This window comes from Flaviflexus sp. (assembly GCF_041440645.1).
Classification (GTDB): domain Bacteria; phylum Actinomycetota; class Actinomycetes; order Actinomycetales; family Actinomycetaceae; genus Flaviflexus.
On the sequence record NZ_JASDVN010000016.1, the window covers coordinates 1 to 21918 of the forward strand.

The window sequence follows — 21918 nt, forward strand, 5'->3', positions numbered from 1 at the left end:
CTCCTGGGCAGCGGCGGATTCCAAAACAAACTACACCCCCAATTATGAAGAGCCACTTAACTGGGAATCTAGATTCACACCCTCGCAAGGTGTGGCTTCCTGCCGAGACTTCGAGCCTCAGGAGTGCTGGCACTGGCCTCGCAAAGCCTATACCAGGCCTAGAGCACGTGAGACCGAGGGGCCCAGAGGGCTTGCAGCAGACCCAACGGAGAACTGTCGCTTTACTTCCAGAACATCAAGCGATTCTTGCGCTGCGCCTTCTTCTCCGCGATCGCCTTCTTGCGCTTGACGTGGTTGAGCTCGCCGGGCACGAACCTCTCCGTGGGTGGTTCCCCCATGGGCCGACCAAGCAGGCTACGCAGCCTCGCCACGTCCTTGGCGATGGTGGTCATGGCTGAGTTGGAGCGTTCCTTGTGAGTCTCGCCCTGAAGCCTGAGGGCCGGACCGAAATGAAGAAGAACAGTCTCCGTACGGTTGAGGATCCTGCCCCAGCTGATCCGTCCCGTCCACTGGTGGATGATTCGCTCGTTACCCCAGTGCGAGATCGGGATGATGGGAACGTCCGGTCTCAGCTCGTTGAGTCTCGAGATCCCGGTCTTGGCCCGCATCGGCCATCCTGCCGGATCGTGCGTGAAGGTGCCTTCGGGAAAGAATACGAGGGAGTGGCCCTTGTCGAGCTGCGCCGCCATCTCCTCCACCGCGGCACCCGGGGTCACCCGATCGATCTCGATCTGACCGAGTGCCCGCAGGATGCCACCGAGGGCTCCCGAGAACAGTTCCTTCTTCGCCATGAACCGGGGCGGTACCCCGTTCTCGTACAGCGCCACGGCCACAACGAAACCATCGAGGTGGCTCGTGTGGTTGGCGATGTAGATGGCGGGGCCGTCGGGGATGTTGTGGCGGCCCGATACCACCACGTTCTGAATCGTGCGAGTCAGGGTGATGACGGGCCAGGAGACTGCCCTCATGAGGACAGGAATGTCCCGCTCCGGCATATCACGCTTGAGCGGGGTAAAACTCATGACAGAGTCACATCCGCTCCGAGCTTCTCCAGCTTCTTCATGAAGTGCTCGTAGCCGCGGTTGATGAGCTCAATGCCCGCCACGTGGCTCGTGCCCTCGGCCGCGAGGGCGGCAATGAGGTGGGAGAAGCCGCCGCGCAGGTCAGGAACGACAATGTCGGCAGCCTGGAGCTTGACGGGGCCTTGGATAACAGCGGAGTGGTAGAAGTTCTGCCGGCCAAAGCGGCAGGACAACCCACCGAGGCACTCGCGGTAGACCTGGATGATCGCACCCATGCCGCGCAGAGCGTCGGTGAACCCAAAACGATTCTCGTACACGGTTTCGTGAACGATCGACAGACCCGTCGCCTGGGTGAGGGCAACAACGAGGGGCTGCTGCCAGTCCGTCATGAGGCCCGGGTGCACATCGGTCTCGAGGACAGCCGCGGTCAGTTCGCCACCGGGGTGCCAGAAGCGAATGCCGTCGTCCCGCACATCAAACTCGCCACCGATCTTGCGGTAGTGGTTGAGGTAGGTGGTCATGTCCTTCTGCTCGGCACCCTTGACGAAGATATCGCCCTTGGTAGCCAGCGCCGCGGAGGCCCAGGAACCCGCCTCAATGCGGTCGGGCATCGCAGTGTGGTTGTAGGCGTGAAGCTTCTCAACACCCTCGATGCGGATGGTGCGGTCCATCTCGATCGAAATAATCGCGCCCATCTTCTGCAGGACGGCAATGAGGTCGAGGATCTCGGGCTCCATGGCGGCGTTCGAGAGCTCCGTGATGCCACGGGCCATGACCGCCGTCAGGAGGGTCTGCTCGGTGGCACCCACCGAGGGGTAGGGCAGGCGTACTGGACGACCCTTGAGGCCACGGGGCGCAGTGATGTGCATGCCGTACGGGGTAGAGGTGCGGACCGCACCAAAGTCCTCGAGGACCCTGAGGTGGAAGTCGACGGGGCGGTCTCCAATGTGGCAACCACCAAGATCCGGCACGAACGCCTCACCGAGGCGGTGCAGGAGCGGGCCACAGAGGAGAATCGGGATGCGGGAGGAACCGGCGAGAGCATCGACCTGGATCGGGTCCGGAAGTTCGGGGGACCCGGGCGTGATCTTGAGCTCGCCCGCTTCCTGGTTGTAGTCAACGTCAACCGCGTGCATCTTCAAAAGCTCGGAAACGACTTCAACGTCCCGGATCTGCGGCACGTTGCGCAGGGTGGATGTTTCCTCCGTCAGCAGTGCGGCAACCATGGCCTTTGGCACCAGGTTCTTCGCTCCGCGAACGAAAATCTCACCCTGTAGCGGCTTCCCGCCACGAACTTCAAGCACTGAAGTCACGTTTCCTCCTCAAGTGGTCTCCCCCAAGGATACTGGCAGGAGAGTCTCGGAAGAGCTTATCCTTGCTCCGCGCGTGCCGGTAGGAGCTGTGCGCCAACCGCGTAAAGTCGGCCATTACCTTGCTCACGATTCTGGTCCGACAGGTCCCGCGCCCTGTGCAGGAGGGCCGCGAGGTCGTCCGCAAGCTCCTTCACCTGCTCGGTCGTGAGGTAGGCGTTGGTGACCATGATCGACTGGTTTGGGCGTTCCTCGGATTCTCCAGGTTCCAGGGCGGGCACAAGGCTACGGAGGTACTCGAGCGAGGCGAGGGTGGCGGCTCGACTGTCCTCGGCGAGGCTGTCGCTCCCCTCCCCCTCCTTCATGTCCAGGTTCTCGGTGATGACACTCCACCAGGTCTCTCGAGCATCCTCACCCGTACGCTTGCGAATAATCCCACCCTTTTCCATGAGGGACAGGTGGTAGGACACCTTGTTGGCAGCAACCCCTAGCTCTGCCGCGAGGTCCGATGTCCGCGCCTCCTCCTGAACATCGAGTGCGAACAGGATCCGAAGGCGCAGTGGATGCGAGACCGCCTGCAGTCGCGTCACCTTATTCATACTGACCCCACTCCTCCGGTACCGGGATATTCCTGACACGCTTCGATAGTAGGGCGAGGATGAAGGCGGCGGTGCAGATTGCCAAAAAGACGGCGCAGGCAACTTCGAACTCGGTCCACTCGAGAACAAAGCCCGCCGTGATCGAAGCAAGTGCCGCGAGACCGCTCGCTGCCAGGTTGACGACCGTTCCCACCCTGCCCTGAAGCTCTTCCGGAGCCTGCCCAAAGATAAACCCAATGAGGGCGGCATTGATGATGGGGAGGCAGAGACCAAGAGCAAAGGAACACACGATCATGACCCAGTAGGCATCCGTGAAGAGCAACGGGATGTTGACCAGCACGACCCAGCCCAGCCCGAGGACCGTGATGAGTCCCGTGTGGCTCTTGGCAGAGAGCTTGCCGGCAACGAGCGAGGACACGATGACCGCGGCGCCGACCGCGACACCCACGTACCCGACCTCAACGGCCGCGTAACCGCGCCCAATGAGCGAGAGAGTCATGGCGGAACCAATTCCCGCAGTACCCAGATTGATGATCATGACGATGATCGAGAGGGATCTCGTCGTGGGGCGCTGCATGAGGTAGTTGAAGCCCTCGAGGAAGTCCTTCCTCATGGATTGGCGAACCGGGGCAATGCTCGCCCCCGCCATGTCCATCTGCTCCCCCTGCAGGGTGGCTAGCTCCGTCTGAGGGTCAGCCTCCGGTTCCTTGGTAGGCCTCGGCTCCAGCGAAGTCTTGACGCGTGTGAACACGAGACCCTGAACCGCATACATGATGCCCGAGAGGAGGTACGGAAGCCATGCGGCAATGCCGTAGAACAGGCCGGCCAAGGGGCGCGCAGCGAGCTGAACGGCAGCATCCCTGCCCTGGTTCGCGGCCTGAGCGTGAACGTAGTCGGAGCCCTGCACGATCGAACGTAGCGAGGCATTGGTTGCCTCACCAAAGAACCCGGCCACCATGCCAAGCAGGCACATGAAACCAATGAACACACCGATGCTGAGCTGTCCCGCCACGATCAGTCCGGAGAGAGTGAGACAGATGATGGCGGCAAAGGTGGAATACAGGTAGATGAGCCTGCGACGGTCGGTACGGTCGGTAATAACTCCGCCGGGAACGGCAAAGACGAGCATGACGACAGTCATGATGGTCGTAATCGAACCAGAGATCGCCTCCGACCCCGACAGGTCGTAAGCAACGAAGCTGACGATGAACATCGAGAAGGATCGTCCGATCGCTCCCGTTGTGTCACCCGCCAGCCACCACGTGTAGTTGCCGTTCTTCCAGATGGAAGGACGCGGCGGCTTCGCCACCTTGATTTCACTCATGATGACGAGTCTAGAGAACCAACTAATTTAGTTCAAGATATTTGCACAAATGTTTTGTACTAATCGTTTCGAACTTCTCAAGCGAGATTGTGAGCCGCGGCCGACTGCTCAAAACTCCTTGAAAAACACTGGGCTTATGTTGAGCGTGGGGTTAGGTTGCGCTTGGGTGGATGAGCTCGAAGAGCTGGTGGTCGCGCCACTACCCCGCGATCTCCATGTAGCTATGGGCAAGCCCGTACTTCTGGAAGCCGTTGCGCTCGAGAACCTTGATGGAGGCAGCATTGTCGGGCAGGGTCGCTGCTGTGATCCGCTTCAGTCCCAGCTCGACCCTCGTGTAGGCGAGGGCCTGGGCCACGGCCTCCGTGGCGATTCCCTTGCCGCATTCTGCTTCGGCAACCCAATACCCAATGTCACAGGCGAGGAACGGGCCGAGTTCCATGCGGTCGAGGACAAGCTGACCAACGATGCGACCGCCGTCGACGATGACGAACGGCACCTCGGAGCCCTGCTCGTGGGCGGCAAGCTTCGCCGAGAGGAGTTGAGCCTGAAAGTGGCTCTCAAAATACGAATCCTCGCGCCGTGGTTCAAACGGCGCGAGGAACTCGCGACTCTTCACAAGAAGTTCAGTCAGCTCGTCGGAATCGGCGACTGTGACAACCCGTAGTTCCACCATGCGCTCACATTAGGTGAGCGGGGCCTCTCCATCGACAGGACGTGCCGAGACAACAACTTCTTCGGGAAGGCTCTTTGCCGGAAGGGTTGCGGGCTTGTAGGAGGGACGAGTCTTCTCGAACTCGGTGATCTTGTCTTCCTGGCGGAGGGTGAGGCCGATATCGTCCAGCCCCTCCATGAGGCGCCAGCGGGTGTAGTCCTCAATCTCGAAGGTCGTGGTGAAGCTACCTGCGGTAACGGTGCGGTCCTCGAGGTTGACGGTCACCTCGGTGCCGGGTTCGGTCTCGAGGATCTTCCACAGCTGCTCGCAGTCATCCTGGCTGATGATGCCGGCAACGAGGCCCTGCTTGGCGGAGTTGCCTCGGAAGATGTCGGCGAAGCGGGGTGCGAGGACTGCGCGGAATCCGTAATCCTTGAGCGCCCACACGGCGTGCTCACGGGAGGAACCGGTACCGAAGTCGGTTCCCGCGATGAGAACGGAACCGTTCTTGTACTCGTCCTGGTTGAGGACGAACTCGGGATCGTTGCGCCATGCGGCGAACAGGGCGTCCTCAAAACCGGTGCGGGTAACCCTCTTGAGATAGACGGCCGGGATGATCTGGTCGGTGTCGACGTTGGAGCGACGAAGCGGAACGCCAATGCCGGTGTGTGTGCTGAACTTTTCCATTGTTGCTCCTTACAGGTCGGCGGGGGTCGAGATGGTGCCGCGAATTGCGGTTGCTGCCGCAACGAGCGGGGACACGAGGTGGGTGCGGCCGCCCTTGCCCTGGCGACCCTCAAAGTTACGGTTCGAGGTGGAGGCTGCGCGCTCACCCGGGGCCAGCTGATCGGGGTTCATGCCGAGACACATGGAGCAACCTGCGTTGCGCCACTCCGCACCGAAGTCGGTGAAGATCTTGTCGAGGCCCTCAGCCTCGGCCTGGAGGCGGACGCGAGCGGAACCGGGAACGACCATGACGCGGACGTCCGGATCCTTCTGCTTGCCCTTGATGACGTTCGCAATGTTGCGGAGGTCCTCGATGCGGCCGTTGGTGCAGGAACCCATGAAGACGGTGTCGACGCGGATGTCCTTGAGCTTCGTACCGGGCTTGAGGTCCATGTACTCCAGTGCGCGCTGAGCGGCATTGCGCTCAGTCTCGTCCGCGAAGTCCTCCGGATCCGGAACGGATGCGGAGATCGGCAGGCCCTGACCGGGGTTGGTGCCCCAGGTGACGAAGGGCTCGAGGTCGTCGGCATCCAGCTCGACAACGGCATCGAACTCGGCGTCGTCATCGGTGCGCAGGGACTTCCAATACTCAACTGCCCGATCCCAGTCCTCACCCTCGGGTGCGTGGGGACGACCCTTGATGTACTCAAAGGTGGTCTCGTCGGGAGCGATCATGCCGGCGCGGGCGCCAGCCTCGATCGACATGTTGCAGATGGTCATGCGGGCTTCCATCGAGAGAGCCTCGATGGCCTCACCGCGGTACTCGAGGACGTAGCCAGCGCCGCCACCGGTACCGATCTTCGCGATGATGGCGAGGATGATGTCCTTTGAGGTGGTGCCGGGACGTAGCTTGCCCTTGACGTTGATCGCCATGGTCTTGAAAGGCTGCAGGGGCAGTGTCTGGGTGGCGAGAACGTGCTCAACCTCGGAGGTGCCAATGCCCATCGCCAGCGCTCCGAAGGCGCCGTGGGTCGAGGTGTGGGAGTCACCACACACGATGGTCATGCCGGGCTGGGTGATGCCGAGCTGGGGGCCAACAACGTGAACGATGCCCTGCTCGGAGTCGCCGAGGGAATGCAGGCGGACTCCGAAGTCCTTGGCGTTCTTGCGGAGTGTATCGATCTGCTTGGCGGAGATCTTGTCAGCGATCGGCAGGTCAATGTTGAGGGTCGGGACGTTGTGATCCTCGGTTGCGATCGTCAGGTCGGGGCGACGCACCTCGCGGCCGGCGAGACGCAGGCCCTCGAAGGCCTGGGGGCTGGTCACTTCGTGAACCAGATGCAGGTCAATGTAGAGGAGGTCCGGCGCTCCGTCTTCGCCGCGCGCGACGATATGCGACTTCCAAACCTTTTCGGCCAGGGTTGAGCCCATGACAATCTCTCTTTCTGTATCGGTCTCGGCACTTTTCGTATCGGTCTAGACACAATGTGCTTGTTCCAACTGTATCGCACTTGCGTATCAAAGTGCGAGATGAGAATATCACTACATGGACACTTCTCAGGGATCTGGAGTTGGCGTTCTCGACAAGGCCGCGTCAGTACTTGGCGCGCTTGAATCGGGACCCCACACACTTGCTCAGCTCGTTACCGCAACCCATCTAGCGAGACCAACGGCACACCGTCTTGCTGTTGCTCTCGAGTATCACCGGTTCGTCACGAGGGACATGCAGGGGCGGTTCATTCTCGGCCCCCGCATGGAGGAACTGGCCTCCGCGGCAGGTGGCGATCCGCTCCTCGCGGCAGCTAAGCCTGTTCTCATCGCACTGCGCGATCACACGGGCGAATCCGCACAGCTCTTCCGCCGCCAGGGCGATGTTCGCATCTGCGTTGCCGCCGCGGAACGCAATCTCGGTGGCCTGCGTGACTCTATCCCGGTCGGTGCCGCTCTTTCTATGCTCGCAGGTTCTGCCGCTCAGGTTCTCCTCGCATGGGAGGAACCCGATCGCCTGCACCGCGGCCTGCACGGCGCGAACTTCACCGCCACCACGCTCTCCGCGGTCCGCCGCAGGCGCTGGGCACAGTCGGTCGCAGAACGCGAGGCCGGCGTCGCCTCCATCTCCGCCCCCGTGTGGGGTCCGAGTGGTCGCGTTGTCGCAGCCGTCTCCATCTCCGGCCCAATCGAACGCATGGGTCGCCAGCCCGGCCGCCAGCACTCCGTTGCCGTGGTCGCGGCAGCGAACCGCCTGACCGAGGTGCTCAAGAGGTCGGAAGACTACTAAGTCTGCAAAGATAGGGGTATGCAGCCCACTCTTCTTGTCACCAATGATTTCCCTCCGCGAACCGGAGGGATTCAAACCTACCTTGAGGGTTTCGTCGGCCAACTGGAGCCATCCCAGCTCACGGTCTACGCCTCAACCCCCGAGGGCGGTGCCGACGAGTACGATGCGAACGTGCCCTACGAGGTCATTCGATTCCCGGGCACGGTGATGCTTCCCACGCCCCACGTGCGTGACACGATGAAGAAAATCATCGCGGAAAAGAACATTCACAACGTGTGGTTTGGTGCCTCGACCCCGCTGGGAATCATGGCGAACGATGCTCGCAAGGCTGGTGCGAAGCAGACGATCGCCACCACCCACGGCCACGAGATCGGGTGGTCCATGGTGCCCGGTGGGCGCCAGTTCCTTCACAAGATCTTCCGTGACAACGACATCGTCACGTACCTGACCAAGGCGACGCTCGAGCGGCTCCAGCCGCTCCTCGGTGGCGTGGAGACGATGCGGATGCCGGGCGGAATCAACCCGGAGGCGTTCGCCTTCAATGGGGAGATGAGGGCGACGCTGCGGGAAAGGTACGGCATCTCCCCCGATGCTCCCGTTGTCATCTGCATCTCCCGCCTGGTCGAACGCAAGGGCCAGGATCTCCTCATCCAGAACTGGCATAGAGTCGCATCCACGTTCCCAGATGCTCGCCTCGTCATCGTCGGCAAGGGTCCGTACCGGGAGAAGCTGGACGCCATGATGGAGGCGTCCCCCGCCAAGGATTCCATCATCTTCACTGGAGAGGTGCCGTACGCGGAACTCGCGGGGCACTACTCCCTTGGCGATGTCTATGCCATGCCGTGTCGCACCCGCGGTGGCGGCCTCGATATTGAGGGCCTCGGCATCGTCTATCTCGAGGCCTACGCTGCAGGTCTACCGGTTATCGCCGGCAACTCCGGAGGCGCCCCTGAAGCCGTGATCCCCGGCGAAACGGGCCTCGTTGTCGACGGCAGATCCGGTAACGCCCTCGTGTCTGCCCTCACCTACCTGCTCGAGAATCCGAAGCGCGCGAAGGCCATGGGTCAGCGCGGCAAGGAATGGGTCGACGAGGCGTGGCGGTGGGAACACCTGATCCAGCCGCTCCAAGAGATACTTTAGATCCCCACTTAGTAACCCTTAAGATCCATCGACCATACGAAACGGCTCTGCTCCCATGGCATACATGTCTTGGGAGCAGAGCCGCCTATAAGGCGTAGACCATCATGACCAAAGAACTCTGATCATGCGCCGAGATCTACTGGAGGAGGTTTGGTTTCAAAGGGCCGCCTAGTTGTTGATGTTCCAGGAGATCTGCGGAGTAACCCCAGCGTCACGGATGAGGTTGTAGATGGGGCAGCGTCGCTCGGTCTCTGTGACGAGAGTGGCGAACTCCGAGGCCGTGATGTCGGCCTTGATGTTCACCTCTCCCACCACGCACTGGAAGTGAGGAGACACTCCTTCAACACCCTCGAAGCCCCTGAGGTCAAGGGTGCCGGTGATGGAGATATCGACAGCGTCGATCGTGAGTCCCTGCTCCTTGGCTACAGTCTCGACGACTACCGCTATGCAGCCCTCGAATGCTCCGATGAGGTACTGGAACGGGTTTGGGCCTGAGTTGTTGCCACCGAGGGCGGCGGGTTCCGAGACACGGAACGAGAATTCACCGGAGGTGATGTCGGTACTGCTCTGACCGACCCACGTTCCGTTGGCGGAAATGTTGGTGAGCTTGGGCTTGGTTTCGGTTGCAATAGACATAGGTATTCCTTCAAAAGTGTGATGACTGCGCGAAAAATGGGTGCGCAAATGACTGCCGGTTGCGACATCGACGCGTCCTGCCATCGGGGCAGGCGCGCCTCATAGAGCTTGGAGCTACTGCGGCCTCACGCCGCGGCGAACATTCGCATTTCAATTCCTCCATCGAACCATGGCATTAGCACCGCGCTGACTTTCAGCCGGTTGCTGCAACGTCATAGAGCCAGGTCTCTCAGTTGCTCGCGATAGTGAGTCCAGGCTATGCGCTCCCTCACTCCTTGGCACAAGTTCATTACACAGTCTCAGAAATTGGACAACCAGTACCTTCGACCACGCGAATCCTGCCCTGCAGAGACGCAGGAGCGGAAGTAATGAAGGATGTGCGCCGCGTTCCCGCCTCGGGTCCCAGGGATGTGCACGTGATGGTGGAATAGTCTTGTGGCATGAAGAATCCTTGGGCGCTCTACGACGAACTCATTGATGGCATCGACGCTGATGCGACCGTGAGCGAGTACCAGGTGGGTCACATTTGGACGAGGGTGCAGGCTGGCGACACGAATAGTGGTCTTGCCATGACGACCGACGTGCGTACCCGGCCAACACTCTCTGACGAGCCCCTGCAGGGCAAGCCGTTGCGCGATGCTGCCCAGCTGGTGAAGTCCTGGAACCTTGTCGAGGCATCGATCGGGCTTGCAGCCATCAATGCCTGGTACAACCATCCCGATCGCATTCCCGCGTGTGGGCACGAGATCCCGAACGAGAGCGGAAAGGGAGCCTTCGACACCTACGCCGAGGCAGTGGAGAACAAAAAGGTTGCCACCATCGGCCACTTCGCCTTCATCGAGAAGCGCTTCCAGAACGCTGAATCTCTTTCGATTCTCGAGCGCAACCCGCATCGCGGCGACTTCATCGACTTCGCCTGCGAGTACATCCTGCCCGAGCAGGACTTCGTCTTCATCACCGGGTCCACGTTTGTCAACAAGACCATGCCGCGACTTCTTGAGCTCACCCAGGACGCGTACGTGGTCATTGCCGGCCCTAGCACTCCCATGTCACCCGTGCTCTACAAGTACGGTGCAGACGGGCTCTCGGGATTCTACTCAACGGAACCGGACCGGCTCCGCGAAACCCTGCGAGGCACCGGGCACGGCGCCCCCAGCGAGGCGGGCACGATGGTCGACTACACCAACAAACCACTGGGCTAAGAACTCGGCCCGACTACACGCTGAAATTCCTGACGGGACTCAGTAAGGCCAGACGGCAAGAGGCACAACCTGGCCGGAAAGGGTAAGGCCAAGCGGGCAGAAGGAACGACAGGCGGGCAGAAGGAAGGTCCGGCAGGAAATGGAAGATGGTGCAGATCAATAGATCCGCACCATCTGCAATATTCGATTCTGGGCCGCAGTTCTGCGTCCGCTATGTCTTTACGGGGCGAGGCGCTCCGACACCCACGCACCGTCGTGGACCCGGTACCTGATCCTGTCGTGGAGCCTGTCGGGCCTGCCTTGCCAGAACTCGATGGATCTTGGGCGAAGCAGGTAGCCGCCCCAGTTGTTGGGTCGCTTCACTTCCCCACCCTGGGCCTCAAGTTCAGCCATCCGGTCGCTGAGGTACTGCCGGGACGGGATGACCCTGGACTGCGGGGATGCGATGGCACCCAGCTGCGAACCGTGTGGGCGAGACTTGAAATAGGCATCCGACTCCGCATCCGTCACGCGCTCGATCCTGCCCTCGGCGCGAACGACACGGTCGAGTTGGGCCCAGTGGAACAGCAGAGCGGCGCGAGGATTCGATGCGAGATCGATGCCCTTGCGGGAGTCGTAGTTCGTGTAGAAGTAGAAGCCCTTGCGGTCCACTTCCTTGGCGAGAACAATTCGACTCGACGGCGACCCAAGGGGATCGACCGTGGACAGGACCATGGAGTTGGCGTCACGAATCCCCGCATCAAACGCCTCCTCCAGCCATTGATCAAAGAGTGGTTTAGGGGTGGGGGGAAGATCTTCCTCTTTCAGTTCGCCACCGTCGTAGTCGCGTCGAATACCTGAGATGTCCATGCCCCAATTCTATGCTCCACTTCCGGCAATTAATACGGTCGTTGCCACGACCAGGAGAAACCGTTGCCACAGCACTCTGCTTCCAAATGCTGTAGCCAGTGATGACGCTCTCACTTGCTGTCCACGTGACGGATGTCGTTGCGGGGACGCTCTTTCCATACTTACTATTCAGTAACTTACTGATTCGTAACCTGGAAAGGCACCACGTGTCCACACCAACTTTGACTGCCGGCGTTCTCGCCGATCGCATCCCCACCTCTCGCGTCCGTGACGCCCTCCTTGTTCTGGGTGGCACACTGTTTGTTGCGATCGCGTCCCAGATTGTTATCCCTCTTGGATTCACGCCGGTTCCCCTGTCGCTCTCGACCTTCGCGGTCATCCTGACAGGTGCGTGCCTCGGTACCGCTCGCGCAACCATGTCACTTGGCCTCTACATGGTTTTGGGTGTGGCGGGGGCTCCGATCTTTGCCGAGCAGAGCTCCGGCTGGGAGTCGGCTTCCTTCGGTTACATCATTGGCTACATCCTCGCGGGTGCCGCAGCCGGCTACCTCGCTGAACGCGGCTTCGACCGTTCGGTCGGTCGCATGGCCCTGCTGGTTCTCACGAGCTCGGTTCTCATCTACGCCGTTGGCCTTCCCTGGCTCATGGCCTTCACCGGAGCCAGCTTCACCGCGGGCGTTGAGATGGGCATCGTTCCCTTCCTCGTCGGCGATGCCATCAAGGGCGTGGCAGCCATGGCGCTCCTGCCCGCCACCTGGCACCTCATCGGCAAGAAGTAACACTGCCCCTCATCTTTGCAATCTCCCCAGATGCTCCTCAATGGGTTCCATCTGGGGAGATTTCTTTGTGTCGAATCGTCCGAATTCACATTCGTTGAGTACTGTTTGCTCCAATGTCCCTTCACTGAAGCAGGTACCCATGACAAACTGGCGCATCCGCGACCTCCAACCAACCGATCTCGATGGCTTCCTCCGGCTGTGGGAACAGTACGTCGAGGACGTACCAGTGCCCGTTTATGCCCTCAACGAGGTCCTTGCTTCCACCCGTGCAGATACTGCCGTGGTCGCAACTGTTAGGAACGAGATTGTTGGCGTCACGGTTGCTCGCGCCGCCCACGATCAGGCGTGGATCGTGTTCTTCGGAGTCGACAAGGACTATCGCCGCCGCGGCATCAGCCGCGCCATGCTCTCCGCCATCGAACAACGTCTCGCCAGCCAGGGCATCCACTCCATGTCCATCCTTGTTCCCGACGGCATCGAACCCATCACCTCGCTGACTCGCGCAGGGTTCGCCGATCAGCGCCACCTGCGCTACTTCGAGCGCATCATCCCCATCCGCCAGGAAGAAATCCTCACTCTCAAGGAGCTGGGTGGACGCATGCTGGCCAGGGACCGCTGGGATGCCATTGGTGGCATGTCGAAGGAGAAGGACATGCTCGAGAGAAGGCTAGTTGTAGTTCCCAGTGAGGTTGTGAACACGATCCGAGGGAGTCTGCCCACCGATCCCGGTATGGGGTCGATGATGATTGTAGTGATGTAGCCAGGCATCGTACGTTGCGGCCCTGGCTTCATCACTGACATACATAGCCGCGTACGCCCACTCTGCAGTAAGTGTGCGGTTGAACCGTTCAACTTTGCCATTAGTTTGCGGCCGATACGGGCGAGTAAATCGATGCTTTACCTCTGGGCCCAAAGCAATTCTGAAGGCGTGTGAGCGGTAGCATGCCCCGTTGTCAGTCATCACCGCGGAAACGGTTACGCCGGCCTGGGCGAAGAAAGCACGGGCGCGTTCCCAGAACCCAGACGCAGTTTCTTTCTTCTCATTAGAGAGGATCTCGGAATACGCGAGCCGGGAATAATCATCGACTGCGTGATGCAGGTAGGCGTACCCGCGTCCGGGTCTTCCATGGCCAGTGTTATGTTTCTTTCCGGCCTGTCGGCCAAGCATGCGATGCCCACCACCGTCGGGGATACGACCAAGCTTCTTGATATCGACATGCACGAGCTCACCCGGTGCCTGCTTCTCGTAGCGTACGATCCGTGGCTTTCGCACTGGCAACCCGGTCGCCTGATCAACATGAGCGAGTAGGGGCATCTGGTAGCGGGCGAGGACACGCTCGATCGTCGAGCGCGGGATGCCAAGGCGGTAACTGATGCGGTGAGGCCCCCACCTGCGGGTGAAGCGCAGCGAGATGATGCGACGCTCACGTCGTTTCGGGAGTCGTGTGGGTGAATGATGCGGCCGCGACGAACGGTCGGTGAGGGGTTCACCGGCCCGGTATCTGGACGCCCATTTCGAAGCGGTCGCGGGTGAGACCTGGAATCGTTCGGCCGCGCGTCTGATCGACCACCCGTCATCGACGATTAGGGCGGCGAGGCGTTTTCTGCCGATTGGGGTGAGGGGTGCGTTAGCGTGGGACATGAAGACCTCCGGGTCAGGATGCGTGTGTGGTAACCCACATCCTGCCGGAGGTCTTCATCTAACTCGAGCGTTCACAACGTCCCAAGGAACTACAGCTAGTCATGCCCCTCTCGAACCCGACCCAAGCGGACGAGTTCGGGGTGGTACCGCCGCGCTCCATCGTTCTCTTTGGTCCGCCAGGAACCGGCAAGACCACCTTCGCTAAAGCGATCGCATCGAGGCTGGAATGGCCGTTTGTGGAGGTGTTCCCCTCACGACTGGCCTCCTCCCCCAAGGGACTCGCAGCGGAGCTTCGAGAGACCTTTGATCGCATCGAGGAACTCGACAACGTCGTGGTCTTTATCGACGAGGTTGAGGAAATTGCAGTCCGCCGCGGCGGTGAACCTCCGAGCCCGATGCAGGCCGTGACCAACGAGCTACTGAAGACCATCCCTGCTTTCCGCGAGAAGTCGGGTCGCCTGCTGGTTTGTGCCACCAACTTCATTCGCGCACTCGATCCCGCATTCCTCCGTCACGGCAGATTCGACTACGTTATCCCGATCGGCCTACCGGATGAGGAGGCTCGTCACGCCATCTGGCAGGGTTTCATCCCGCAGGCAGCGCTTCCTCAGATTGGCCTGGACGAGCTCGTGCGTGCCACGGATGGGTTCTCCCCCGCCGACATTGAGTTCGCGGCCCGAGGCGCCTCCCAGGCGGCCTTCGAACGTGCCGTGACCATCAACGGCACCACTCCCCCAGGGCTCAGCACCGAGGACTACCTCACCGCAATCTCCCAGACCCGCACCACCGTGTCCGCAGATGTCGCCAAGGAGTTCGAGGAGGACATTGAGGTCCTGGCACGGCTCTGAGTCTCCGTCGTTAGATCCACGAAGTCTCGGAGCATAGCTGAATGATGGAGTGAGTGCGTGGCCGTGATCGGTTGCGGGCACACACTCACTACCCAGAAATGTCTTCAGATGCTTGGCTTCCGCCGCCGGAATCGCAGTGGATGGTAAACGAGGACCAGCCCTGGACTCCCACCGAGGTGGGCAGCGGAACCGGTCTTGTTACCTACAAACCTAACACTGACTGAGGCTGACCTGAAGGTCACTTCTAACTCCGCACATGGAAAGGCCTTAGACGAAGCTCGTTTTTGGCGAAGTGGCTCATCCGACGGGGGCGCGCTCGCGCCGGAATACAAAAAAGCCCGAGCATTGCTCGGACTTTCCTTGGTACCCCGTACCGGATTTGAACCGGTGTTACCGCCGTGAGAGGGCGACGTCCTGGGCCGCTAGACGAACGGGGCTCCACGACAATGTATTAGATTATCGTACCGATAGCCGAAGCTATCTGTACCCCGTACCGGATTTGAACCGGTGTTACCGCCGTGAGAGGGCGACGTCCTGGGCCGCTAGACGAACGGGGCCTAAGTTTCTTAATGAAAAGAAACCTGCTGGGGTACCAGGACTCGAACCTAGACTAAATGAACCAGAATCACTCGTGCTGCCAATTACACCATACCCCAAGGGTTTGCGTTCAACCGTGGTTGCGCGCAGAACTAGACTCTACCGGCTCCAGTTTTTGTTCGCAAAATTCCTGGGGGTGAAGGTGATCACTGAGAAGGTAAAACGAACCTTGTACCCCCTTTCCACGCCTCAAGTCGTCCCATACACGCCCCTCCCCGATACAAAACTCCATTGTTGAAGTCGGTCCTCAAACAGCCAAAGATCCTTGCACTCATCGAATAAGTCCCGCTCAGCTACACTCACTATCTTGCCCACACTGAAGACCGTCATTGATGGGCAGACCGAGATACAAGTGTGCCCCGACCATCGTTAGGTCCGGGCCCACAATTGTATGGCGAGGAACGCTCCTCGTGCTCCTTAGCCGAGCAGGCTGATTTCTGGCCTTCCTAGCTATCCTGCGAAGCTGCGAGGTGATCAGCGAGCTTCTGAAGGCGCTTGAGCGACTCTTCCTTGCCGAGGATCTCCATGGAGTCGAACACGGGAAGCGAGACGTTCGTTCCGGTGATGGCGACGAAGAGTGGTGCGAATGCGAGGCGGGGCTTGATGCCCATGCCGTCGATAACGACGGTGGAGAGCGTGTCCTTGATGCTGGTGGCGGTGAACTCGTCGAGACCTGCGAGGTGCTCAAGTGTGGCTGCGAGGACGGTACCGGACTCCTCACGGAGCTTGCCGAGAGCCTTCTCGTTGTACTCGATCTCGTCAGCCTCCTTGAACAGGAAGCTCATCATCGGGCCGGCCTCGGAGAGGACCTGGATGCGGGTCTGGGCAAGGGGTGCTGCAGCATCAACGATGCGCTTCTCCTCTGCCGACAGGGCCTCGTAAGCTTCGGCCTCAACGGCGTCGATGAACGGGACGAGACGGTGTGCTAGGTCGTCAACATCGAGGCGGCGAATGTGCTCAGCGTTGATGGCGATCGCCTTCTTCTCGTCGAAGCGAGCCGGGTTCGGATTCACGTCGGCAACATCGAAAGCCTCGATGAGTTCCTCGACGGTGAAGATGTCGTTGTCGGGGGCAATCGACCACCCAAGCAGTGCGAGGTAGTTGACGAGTCCCTCGGGGATCATGCCGTTCTCACGGTGGAGGAACAGGTTCGACTGGGGATCACGCTTGGAGAGCTTCTTGTTGGCCTCCCCCATGACGTACGGCAGGTGGCCGAAGGTTGGGACCTGCTTGGCGATGCCAAGCTCGACGAGGGCGCGGTAGAGGACGACCTGGCGGGGTGTGGAGGACAGCAGATCCTCGCCGCGCAGGACGTGGGTGATCTCCATGAGAGCATCATCGACGGGGTTGGTCAGGGTGTAGAGGGGCTGACCGTTGCCTCGGACAATGACGTAGTCCGGGACGGAACCCTGGGAGAAAGTGATTTCGCCACGTACGGCATCCTCAAACGTGACGTCCGCGTCCGGCATCCGCATTCTCAGGACCGCTTCGCGGCCCTCTGCACGGAACGCTTTCTTCTGCTCTTCGGTCAGGTCACGGTCGTAGCCGTCGTACCCAAGCTTCGGGTCGCGGCCTGCGGCGCGGTGGCGCTCCTCGACCTCTTCGGGGGTGGAGAAGGACTCGTAGGCGTAGCCGCCTTCGAGAAGCTTCTTCGCAACATCGGCGTAGATGTCCATGCGTTCAGACTGGCGGTAGGGGCCGTGCGGGCCACCAACCTCAACCCCCTCATCCCAGTCCATACCCAGCCACCTCATGGCGTCCAGCAGCTGCTGGTAGGACTCCTCGGAGTCTCGCTTCGCATCCGTGTCCTCGATGCGGAACACGAAGGTGCCGCCCGTGTGGCGAGCATAGGCCCAGTTGAACAGGGCCGTGCGGATGAGTCCCACGTGAGGTGTGCCGGTGGGTGATGGGCAAAAGCGAACGCGTACTTCAGTCATAGGTCAAGACTACCGCCCCGCTGGGCGCAACGAATTGTCGAGACTAGTTAGAGTGGACCCATGTTCGACAACATCACACCTGAAACTCTTCGAGCCACCGGCTCGCTCAAATGGTCAACTTATCCCGGAACAATCGGCATGTGGATTGCCGAGATGGATTATGGTGTTCCTCCCGTTGTCACCGAAACCTTAAAGAAGAGCGCCGAGACCGGTGCTCTTGGCTACATTCCCCCGAACATGGCAGGGGATCTTCGCGCGGCCACGGCCGAACTCATGCGCCGCGACTACGGCTGGGATGTTGATCCTGGCGCGGTCTACCTGTACCCCGACGTTCTGTCGACCATGCGCGACACCCTGCGTTATCTCGTGACCGAGGGTCCGGTGGTGATCCCAACCCCAGCCTACATGCCTTTCATGAACCTACCCGCCGAGGAGGGCCGCGAACTCATCACCGTTCCCTCCCAGATCGTCGATGGTCGTTGGGAACTCGACTTCGACGGCATCGCTGAGGCCCTCTCCGGTGGTGGCCTGTTCGTTCTCTGCAACCCGTGGAACCCGGTCGGTCGCGTCCTTGACCGCGAGGAACTCGAGCGCATTGCCGAGATCGTGGCAAAGAACAACGCCGTGGTGTTCTCGGACGAGATCCATGCTCCGCACGTGTTCGACGGCAAGCACATTCCTTACGCAAGCCTGTCCGATCGCACCGCCGACCACACGATCACGTCCACCTCCACCTCGAAGGGTTGGAACACCCCGGGACTGAAGAACGCCCAGATGATTGTTGGGCAACCCTTCCAGGCAACGATTGCGGCCCCCGCGGGTCTCATCGAACGTCAGATCTCCACGGTCGGCGTTGAGTGCGCGATCGCCGCCTACGAGGACACCTCCAACTGGCTGGACAACGTGCGTGCCCAGATCGATGAGAACCGCAAGGTCCTAACCGAACGCATCAACGCCATCCCGGGTCTTTCCACGATCCTGCCCGAGGGCACCTACATCGCCTGGATCGATGCCTCAGGAATCGCGGACAAGGTCGACTCCCCCGTCGACTACTTCCGCGAGCGCGGTGTTTCCCTCACTCCCGGTGAGAGTTGCGGTCCCGGCTTCGAGAACTACGTTCGCCTCGTTTTTGGCACGACCGGTCCGATCCTCAACGAGGCTCTCGACATCATCGAGCGGGCCGTCGCCGATCTCGGTTAGCAGGTAGTCAACGATCTCACCAGGTCGAGGCTTTGCATTGAATGTCTGAGGGGCGTGGGTTTTCCCACGCCTCTCAACCATTCATTGGCCTAAGCCAGCGGATCCTCTAGCGGCTGCGAAGCTGGTTCGTGAGCTCGCCGAGTCCTTCGACCTCGACCGTGACTGTGTCGCCCTCGGTCATGACTCCGACGCCTGCGGGTGTGCCGGTCAGGATGACGTCACCGGGCAGGAGCGAGAAGGCGTGGGAGATGTAGGAGACGAGTTCCTTGACGGGACGGATCATCTGCGAGGTGCGGCCGTCCTGCTTGAGTTCACCGTTGACGGTTGAGCGGACGTAGACGTCGGTGGGGTCGTAGTCGAGGTCGATGACCGGTCCGAGGGGGCAGGATGTGTCGAATCCCTTGGCGCGAGCCCACTGGGGTTCTGCTCGCTGGATGTCGCGTGCGGTCACGTCGTTTGCTGCCGTGTATCCGTAGATCACGTCGTCAACTCGGTCGACGGGGACGTCACGGCAGGGCTTGCCAATGACAACGGCGAGTTCCGCCTCCCAGGAGATTTCCTTTGCCCAGGTGGGGGCGACGATGGGGTCCTGGGGTCCGATGACCGCGGTGTTGGGCTTGAAGAAGAGCACGGGAGCGTCGGGAAGTTCGCCTCCCATTTCCTTGACGTGGTCCATGTAGTTCTTGCCGACTCCAATGACCTTGGAGCGGGGAATGATGGGGGAAAGCACGCGGGTGCCTTCGATCGGGACGCGCTGTCCCGTGGTGTCTAGTCCCTGGAAGATGGGGTCGCCTGCGAGTACGACGTATTCGTTGGACTCGTGGTCGAGGATTGCGTAGCGTGGGCCTGCTTCAAGTGAAATTCGAGCGATCTGCATGTTCCTAGCCTAGCGTGGCAAAATGGTGGGGATGTTGATCCTTTCCGTAGATACCTGGTGGGAACTCTGCCGCCGGCACGTGGCTGCAGCGAAGGCGCGTTCCCATGCTCACGAGGAACGCCGGTCCCGTCAAGAAAAGCACGCGGTTGAGGACTTTCTGTGGGAGTATTACCCGCTCCGTCCCGGCATCCTCCACCGTTGGCATCCTGGCTCTAACGTTGGTCTTGTGAGGCCACCCGAGGATCATCCGGCCTTCGCCGAGTACGAGGAGCGACTCTCGTGGCGCTGGCACCGCGAGACCGATGGGGTCCTCTCCCTTGATTTGGGTGAGTACAGGCAGGCGCGCGGCCGCGGCATCCGGTTCGTTCACGATCTCGCTAGGGCGATCCTTGGTCGCACTCCCCTGTTCTCCTGCTTTGGCTGGCACGAGTGGTGCATGGTTTATGGTGGGGATCAGCGCCACGGCATTCCCCTCCGCCTCGGTGTCGAGGGAACGAAGGAAGCGGTTGATGCTGCCACCGTCAAGTGCACGCACTACGACGCGTTCCGCTTCTTCACTGATGAGGCGGTCTCCCACAACACCCTCGAACCGACGCGGGAGCAGGTGCTGGAGCTCGAGCAGGGTGGTTGCCTGCACGCGAACATGGATGTGCTCAAGTGGTGCCTGCAACTGGGTCCCGGGATCCCCGGCGATCTCCTCCTCGATGCGTACGACTTGGCTCGGGACATTCGGTGGATGGACATGGCGGCGGCAGCGTACGACCTTTTCGATCTTGGGGTTGAGCCCATCAGGATCGAGACCCCGGAGGGTCGAAGCCACTACGCGGCACTTCAGAAGAACTACGCCGCCAGGGCTAAGCCTCTGCGCGAGCGCCTCCTCGCCATCACGGCCGAGATCGGGGCGTTGGACATTCCGCCGGCGCAGCCCTGGGCAGTGAAACCACACTCCACACCCGTGCCGCAGGCCAGCTGAATCCCTCGTTCCCGTTTTTCTTCAGGCAATCCCATGGATTGGTTGCTCGTGGCACCTAGCCCAACCCTGGTACGGGGATCGACTGGAACCTACATTTGATCCTCACTCTCGCGAGCACAACCAAGAACTCCTCCAAGAGCGAGGGTTCAACGGCGAGTTCTGGCGGTTGCCCTAGCGAATCCACGCTGCCTGGACAACGAAGAACCCCATTCGCCTCAGAAGCCCCAGTGCCCCATGTAGGGCCAGCCTAAGAACCAGAATCAACGAAAAACACCCAACTTGTTCCATATGAAGGGTCGAGACAATGCCACTCGTCAGAATCGACGTCCCCGAATCGACGTCACCTATCAACAGAGAAGCCATCAGCAACGTTGTCTACGATGCTCTCGTCAAGGTTGCTGGAGCGCCCGGGAACGACAAGTTCGTCATCATCTCAAGCCATGACACGCAGTCCCTCATCATGGATCCGACGTACGTTTTCGAACGCACGGAGCAGACGCTGATCATCCAGGTCACGCTCAATGCTGGCCGCACCATCGAGGTCAAGAAGGCCTTCTACAAGGCCGTCGCAACAGGCATCAATGAGGCAACGGGAATCCCCATCAACGACATCTTTATTAACCTCGTCGAGGTGCCACAAGAAAACTGGTCCTTCGGAGGCAACGAGGCACAGTACGCCTAACGGTGGCCTACTTGCACAATGTCCATGGCGGAAAAGTGAAAGTCTCGGGACGTCGATTGAACGATGACCCGAGACTTCCTTTTGGTGCGCAAGGTGGGACTTGAACCCACACGCCCGAAGACACCAGAACCTAAATCTGGCGCGTCTGCCAATTCCGCCACTCGCGCGCGACTTCAAGGATAAACCATGAAGTCAGAGGATCGGAAATGTACTAGACGAGGATGTTCTTCGTCACGCGAGCGACGTGACCGGTCGCTTTCACGTTGTACATGGCCTCAGCAATCGTGCCATCCGGGTTCACAACGAACGTGGAACGAATGACGCCGACAACGGTGCGACCGTAGTTCTTCTTTTCACCCCAGGCACCGTATGCCTCGAGGATCTCGTGGTCCGGATCGGAGCCGAGAGGGAAGTCGAGCAGCTCGGCGTCGGCGAAGCTCTGGAGCTTGCTGATCGGGTCGGGCGAGATACCAATAACCTCGTAGCCAGCATCACCCAGCCGAGCATCACGGAAGTCGCACGCCTCCGTTGTGCATCCCGGTGTCATCGCCTTCGGGTAGAAGTACACGATGACTCCCTTCTCTGCCTTTGCCAGGAGGTCCGAGAGGGAGACCGGTCCGTTTGGGGTTTCTGTCGTAAAGTCTGGGGCCTTGTCGCCAACTTCAAGTCGTGCCATGAGTTGATTCTAGTAAGGAATGGGCGGCT

General features: G+C 60.4%; 22 protein-coding genes, 4 tRNA genes and 1 riboswitch. Of the genes, 9 read left to right on the forward strand and 17 right to left on the reverse strand.

Annotation, left to right across the window (positions count from 1 at the left end; genetic code table 11):
- Window positions 1-221: 221 nt before the first annotated feature.
- The 7 genes from QMB98_RS02075 to leuC form a co-directional block, all read right to left on the reverse strand.
- Window positions 222-1022, reverse strand: coding sequence for a lysophospholipid acyltransferase family protein (locus QMB98_RS02075; RefSeq protein WP_371683985.1), 801 nt, complete (start codon window positions 1020-1022; stop codon window positions 222-224).
- Window positions 1019-2335, reverse strand: coding sequence for a UDP-N-acetylglucosamine 1-carboxyvinyltransferase (gene murA, locus QMB98_RS02080; protein ID WP_371683986.1), 1317 nt, complete (start codon window positions 2333-2335; stop codon window positions 1019-1021). The genes QMB98_RS02075 and murA overlap by 4 nt, the downstream gene beginning before the upstream one ends.
- Before the next feature lie 56 nt (window positions 2336-2391).
- A complete protein-coding gene (locus tag QMB98_RS02085; RefSeq protein ID WP_371683987.1) occupies window positions 2392-2931 on the reverse strand; it encodes an ArsR/SmtB family transcription factor in 540 nt (179 codons plus the stop codon).
- On the reverse strand, window positions 2924-4255 hold the full coding sequence (locus QMB98_RS02090) for an MFS transporter (RefSeq protein ID WP_371683988.1): 1332 nt from the start codon (window positions 4253-4255) through the stop codon (window positions 2924-2926). The genes QMB98_RS02085 and QMB98_RS02090 overlap by 8 nt, the downstream gene beginning before the upstream one ends.
- Window positions 4256-4454: 199 nt before the next feature.
- The gene (locus QMB98_RS02095; RefSeq protein ID WP_371683989.1) at window positions 4455-4928 is read right to left on the reverse strand and encodes a GNAT family N-acetyltransferase; all 474 of its coding nucleotides are present in this window, start codon (window positions 4926-4928) and stop codon (window positions 4455-4457) included.
- A 9-nt stretch (window positions 4929-4937) separates the two neighbouring features.
- On the reverse strand, window positions 4938-5594 hold the full coding sequence (gene leuD / locus QMB98_RS02100; protein ID WP_371683990.1) for a 3-isopropylmalate dehydratase small subunit: 657 nt from the start codon (window positions 5592-5594) through the stop codon (window positions 4938-4940).
- Window positions 5595-5603: 9 nt separating this feature from the next.
- A complete protein-coding gene (gene leuC / locus QMB98_RS02105) occupies window positions 5604-7004 on the reverse strand; it encodes a 3-isopropylmalate dehydratase large subunit (RefSeq protein WP_371683991.1) in 1401 nt (466 codons plus the stop codon).
- 115 nt (window positions 7005-7119) lie between these two features.
- Between leuC and QMB98_RS02110 the strand changes: the two genes are divergently transcribed.
- Together QMB98_RS02110 and QMB98_RS02115 are read left to right on the forward strand one after the other, a co-directional pair.
- The gene (locus tag QMB98_RS02110) at window positions 7120-7851 is read left to right on the forward strand and encodes an IclR family transcriptional regulator (RefSeq protein WP_371683992.1); all 732 of its coding nucleotides are present in this window, start codon (window positions 7120-7122) and stop codon (window positions 7849-7851) included.
- Window positions 7852-7869: 18 nt separating this feature from the next.
- Complete coding sequence (locus tag QMB98_RS02115; RefSeq protein WP_371683993.1) at window positions 7870-8991, forward strand: glycosyltransferase family 4 protein; 1122 nt, start codon at window positions 7870-7872, stop codon at window positions 8989-8991.
- A gap of 168 nt (window positions 8992-9159) precedes the next feature.
- Here QMB98_RS02115 and QMB98_RS02120 read toward each other — a convergent pair whose 3' ends face one another.
- A complete protein-coding gene (locus QMB98_RS02120) occupies window positions 9160-9627 on the reverse strand; it encodes an OsmC family protein (protein ID WP_371683994.1) in 468 nt (155 codons plus the stop codon).
- 156 nt (window positions 9628-9783) lie between these two features.
- Window positions 9784-9876: riboswitch (SAM riboswitch) on the reverse strand.
- A 191-nt stretch (window positions 9877-10067) separates the two neighbouring features.
- Here QMB98_RS02120 and QMB98_RS02125 point away from each other — a divergent pair.
- Window positions 10068-10829 carry a Rossmann-like domain-containing protein gene (locus QMB98_RS02125; RefSeq protein ID WP_371683995.1) on the forward strand — a complete coding sequence of 254 codons (762 nt, stop codon included), beginning with the start codon at window positions 10068-10070 and terminating at the stop codon, window positions 10827-10829.
- Window positions 10830-11048: 219 nt separating this feature from the next.
- Here QMB98_RS02125 and pdxH read toward each other — a convergent pair whose 3' ends face one another.
- Window positions 11049-11678 (reverse strand): pyridoxamine 5'-phosphate oxidase, encoded by a 630-nt coding sequence (gene pdxH / locus QMB98_RS02130; protein ID WP_371683997.1) that lies wholly within the window; start codon window positions 11676-11678, stop codon window positions 11049-11051.
- Window positions 11679-11884: 206 nt separating this feature from the next.
- Between pdxH and QMB98_RS02135 the strand changes: the two genes are divergently transcribed.
- Both QMB98_RS02135 and QMB98_RS02140 read left to right on the forward strand, forming a co-directional pair.
- A complete protein-coding gene (locus tag QMB98_RS02135; protein WP_371683999.1) occupies window positions 11885-12457 on the forward strand; it encodes a biotin transporter BioY in 573 nt (190 codons plus the stop codon).
- 139 nt (window positions 12458-12596) lie between these two features.
- On the forward strand, window positions 12597-13217 hold the full coding sequence (locus QMB98_RS02140) for an N-acetyltransferase family protein (protein ID WP_371684000.1): 621 nt from the start codon (window positions 12597-12599) through the stop codon (window positions 13215-13217).
- Here QMB98_RS02140 and QMB98_RS02145 read toward each other — a convergent pair.
- Window positions 13125-14099 (reverse strand): IS481 family transposase, encoded by a 975-nt coding sequence (locus QMB98_RS02145; protein ID WP_371684001.1) that lies wholly within the window; start codon window positions 14097-14099, stop codon window positions 13125-13127. The genes QMB98_RS02140 and QMB98_RS02145 overlap by 93 nt on opposite strands.
- A 101-nt stretch (window positions 14100-14200) precedes the next feature.
- Between QMB98_RS02145 and QMB98_RS02150 the strand changes: the two genes are divergently transcribed.
- Window positions 14201-14947, forward strand: a complete 747-nt coding sequence (locus QMB98_RS02150; RefSeq protein WP_371684002.1) for an ATP-binding protein — start codon at window positions 14201-14203, stop codon at window positions 14945-14947.
- 361 nt (window positions 14948-15308) lie between these two features.
- Here the strand turns inward: QMB98_RS02150 and QMB98_RS02155 are convergent.
- The 4 genes from QMB98_RS02155 to gltX form a co-directional block, all read right to left on the reverse strand.
- Window positions 15309-15384, reverse strand: a tRNA-Glu gene (locus QMB98_RS02155).
- A gap of 47 nt (window positions 15385-15431) precedes the next feature.
- Window positions 15432-15504: transfer RNA gene (locus QMB98_RS02160), tRNA-Glu, on the reverse strand.
- A 27-nt stretch (window positions 15505-15531) separates the two neighbouring features.
- Window positions 15532-15603 (reverse strand) — tRNA-Gln (locus QMB98_RS02165).
- A gap of 387 nt (window positions 15604-15990) precedes the next feature.
- On the reverse strand, window positions 15991-17481 hold the full coding sequence (gene gltX, locus QMB98_RS02170; protein WP_371684003.1) for a glutamate--tRNA ligase: 1491 nt from the start codon (window positions 17479-17481) through the stop codon (window positions 15991-15993).
- A 60-nt stretch (window positions 17482-17541) separates the two neighbouring features.
- Between gltX and QMB98_RS02175 the strand changes: the two genes are divergently transcribed.
- Complete coding sequence (locus QMB98_RS02175; protein WP_371684004.1) at window positions 17542-18681, forward strand: MalY/PatB family protein; 1140 nt, start codon at window positions 17542-17544, stop codon at window positions 18679-18681.
- A 106-nt stretch (window positions 18682-18787) separates the two neighbouring features.
- Here the strand turns inward: QMB98_RS02175 and QMB98_RS02180 are convergent, their stop codons facing one another.
- Complete coding sequence (locus QMB98_RS02180) at window positions 18788-19558, reverse strand: fumarylacetoacetate hydrolase family protein (protein ID WP_371684005.1); 771 nt, start codon at window positions 19556-19558, stop codon at window positions 18788-18790.
- A gap of 31 nt (window positions 19559-19589) precedes the next feature.
- On the opposite strand from QMB98_RS02180, the gene QMB98_RS02185 reads away from it, so the two are divergent.
- Both QMB98_RS02185 and QMB98_RS02190 read left to right on the forward strand, forming a co-directional pair.
- On the forward strand, window positions 19590-20531 hold the full coding sequence (locus QMB98_RS02185) for a 3-methyladenine DNA glycosylase (RefSeq protein WP_371684006.1): 942 nt from the start codon (window positions 19590-19592) through the stop codon (window positions 20529-20531).
- A 304-nt stretch (window positions 20532-20835) separates the two neighbouring features.
- Window positions 20836-21213 carry a tautomerase family protein gene (locus QMB98_RS02190; RefSeq protein ID WP_371684007.1) on the forward strand — a complete coding sequence of 126 codons (378 nt, stop codon included), beginning with the start codon at window positions 20836-20838 and terminating at the stop codon, window positions 21211-21213.
- An 82-nt stretch (window positions 21214-21295) separates the two neighbouring features.
- On the opposite strand, the gene QMB98_RS02195 is transcribed toward QMB98_RS02190, so the two are convergent.
- Window positions 21296-21380: transfer RNA gene (locus QMB98_RS02195), tRNA-Leu, on the reverse strand.
- A 44-nt stretch (window positions 21381-21424) separates the two neighbouring features.
- Entirely contained in the window at window positions 21425-21889 is a 465-nt protein-coding gene (locus tag QMB98_RS02200) for a peroxiredoxin (protein ID WP_371684008.1), read from the reverse strand.
- Between the last annotated feature and the right edge of the window lie 29 nt (window positions 21890-21918).